This window comes from Alteromonas sp. BZK5 (assembly GCF_014349115.1).
In the GTDB taxonomy this organism is placed as follows: domain Bacteria; phylum Pseudomonadota; class Gammaproteobacteria; order Enterobacterales; family Alteromonadaceae; genus Alteromonas; species Alteromonas macleodii.
Map to the genome: position 1 here is coordinate 1 of NZ_JACSOE010000215.1, position 2,094 is coordinate 2,094.

Annotated in this window: 3 protein-coding genes; 2 read left to right on the forward strand and 1 reads right to left on the reverse strand. The window is 41.5% G+C overall.

Features of this window, described 5'->3' with window-relative positions; translation table 11 throughout:
* Nucleotides 1–154 precede the first annotated feature (154 nt).
* The gene (locus BIZ39_RS21380; protein WP_187448048.1) at nucleotides 155–568 is read right to left on the reverse strand and encodes a hypothetical protein; all 414 of its coding nucleotides are present in this window, start codon (nucleotides 566–568) and stop codon (nucleotides 155–157) included.
* Between the two features lie 288 nt (nucleotides 569–856).
* Here BIZ39_RS21380 and BIZ39_RS21385 point away from each other — a divergent pair, with 288 nt between their 5' ends.
* Together BIZ39_RS21385 and BIZ39_RS21390 are read left to right on the forward strand one after the other, a co-directional pair.
* Nucleotides 857–1,171, forward strand: a complete 315-nt coding sequence (locus tag BIZ39_RS21385) for a hypothetical protein (protein ID WP_187448049.1) — start codon at nucleotides 857–859, stop codon at nucleotides 1,169–1,171.
* A partial coding sequence (locus tag BIZ39_RS21390; RefSeq protein ID WP_187448050.1) for a phosphoadenosine phosphosulfate reductase family protein occupies nucleotides 1,171–2,094 on the forward strand: 924 nt, incomplete at its 3' end. The genes BIZ39_RS21385 and BIZ39_RS21390, both read left to right, overlap by 1 nt.

A 2,094-nucleotide genomic window follows, 5' to 3' on the forward strand; every position in this document is an offset into this window, starting at 1 on the left:
GTATAAATACAATGAAGACACCGATACGTTCGGACTCTACGTCCGGTACATTTTCTAACTGGACGAAAATGACATAGTTTCATGAGCAACAGTAAAACTTAAAGCCGATATGCTTACCAACATATCGGCTGTTATCTTTCCGTAAAAAAACCTACTACTCAGTGAGTTGCGATTTGACAGAGCCAAGTGTCAGTTTGAAGACTTTTCCAGTATTTAAACACATCCCAACAATGGGGAAGCGACTCCTGCGAGGCTTAATTCCAACAATTTTAAACTCGTCATCACCTACTTTTACTTGTCTACCAAAGTCAGCCGGATTTAAACCAAATGAATGTGCGTACTTCTCAAACTCCATTCGTAATTTTACGTCTTCTGGTGACTCACCGTGACGCTGGTTATTACTAACTGCTGTCATAGTTAAGCGAACCGCCGCTTCTTCTGGAGAGTAACTTATCCGTCCTAAATCAATAACAATGCCAAATTCTTCTGATACAGACGATACGGCATCGTTAAGTTTAGTGCGTAAATCTTGTAGGTTATTTTTGTTGAACGTTGAGATTGTAGCCATAGATTTTCTCGTTTAGTGAGCTTTAAGTGCCCTGTTAATAGTGCATCTATTGTTGCACTCGTATTCACTGCCGCTATTTTGTTGTATTTGTGATGATTTCTATATTTTGCGACGTCATGAATCTGCTTTTCTTCCTTATATTCATAAAAGACAGAGAACTTTAAGAAGAAAGGTGTGTTCTTCCCTTCACCAAACTCCTGAATTGCTAAAGTCATTGGGAAAAAGTAGCGAGGATACAGCGTCATGCGACACTGGATGCATATTGAGTCAGGAGATATGCCCATGTGTATGAGAGTGAATTTTGGTTACTACCGCTGCCCTAATGCACAGCGCCGCTTTCGCAATGTAATGGATAAATTTATGTCAGCAAGGTCGACCACGTTGCTAGTGGCAACAATTGAGCCTGCGGCTTTAAGGGAGTTTCCTGCTTATGTAGAACATCAAGTACAAGGGGCCTATGTCTCTAATTTGCAAAAATACAGTCTTACCGAATCTGAAAAAGAGGAGGCGCTGGAATTTGACGACGAAGCACTTTTGGGTGGTGTTTCTGAACGACTGGTATTTACGGTTCGCAAGACTACTACGACTACGGGGGCAGAATAATGACTGTTAAGCAATTTACGCCAGATATTGCCATTACTGAGTTATCAAGCGATGTACAAGGATGGAGTAGTGTAGATGAAGTAGTCGATGATTGTGAGGTCAAGCTAACACTGGCTAAGAAGTTTTATAGCGGTGTCAGTATCATCCGTAAAGCGTTAAGAGATTACCAAGCTATCTGTAAAATCGGCTCGTCAACGGGGAAAGACTCGAGTCTATGTGTAGAGATGACAATTGAAGCTTATGCACAGGCAATTGCTGCAGGAGAAATAGACAAAGAACACCCGCTTATTATCATCACTAGCAACACGCTGGTGGAGCATTTGGTGTACGATATTTACTGCAACTATACCGTGAAAAAAGTAAAAACTTATGCTGCATCTCGAGGTATTAACCTTCACTATCTTTTGGCGAGCCCTGGTATATGTGATTCTTTTTCTGTCAAATATTTTGCTGGCGATAAGCTTTTAATCAACCCTACACTTAATTCAGACTGCACTGAGATTTTGAAAATTTCACCATCTAATCAAGCTTTAAGTGAATTCAAAACTGCGGTATTGACGACGCATCAAAAAAAACTTCCCATCATAGACATTAGTGGTGTCAGAGACGAGGAGAGCGCCAATAGAGCAAGAAATATTAAGAAAGTGGGGGCAACGTCTGCTTTTACCCCAGAGCAACACGTGATGTTAGCGACTGGTGCAACACAAGGGCAGAAACGTGTGAAACTGGCTCCGATAAAAGAATTCACCACCGATGACGTGTGGATGTACCTAGATATGTGCGGAACGGATGCACTAGATAAAGATCGTGATGGCATCAAAGACGCCTTAAAAGAGGATGGCTTTCAAGTAACGTCAGAAGACGGCTTATTCCCTTATCATTTACCAAACGCTTCTCTTATTCGAATGGTTTATGGCCAAGGC

Bases quoted from the DNA above. Each gene is read 5' to 3' on its own strand.
- BIZ39_RS21380 (WP_187448048.1), bottom strand. From the start codon at position 568: ATGGCTACAATCTCAACGTTCAACAAAAATAACCTACAAGATTTACGC.
- BIZ39_RS21385 (WP_187448049.1), top strand. From the start codon at position 857: ATGAGAGTGAATTTTGGTTACTACCGCTGCCCTAATGCACAGCGCCGC.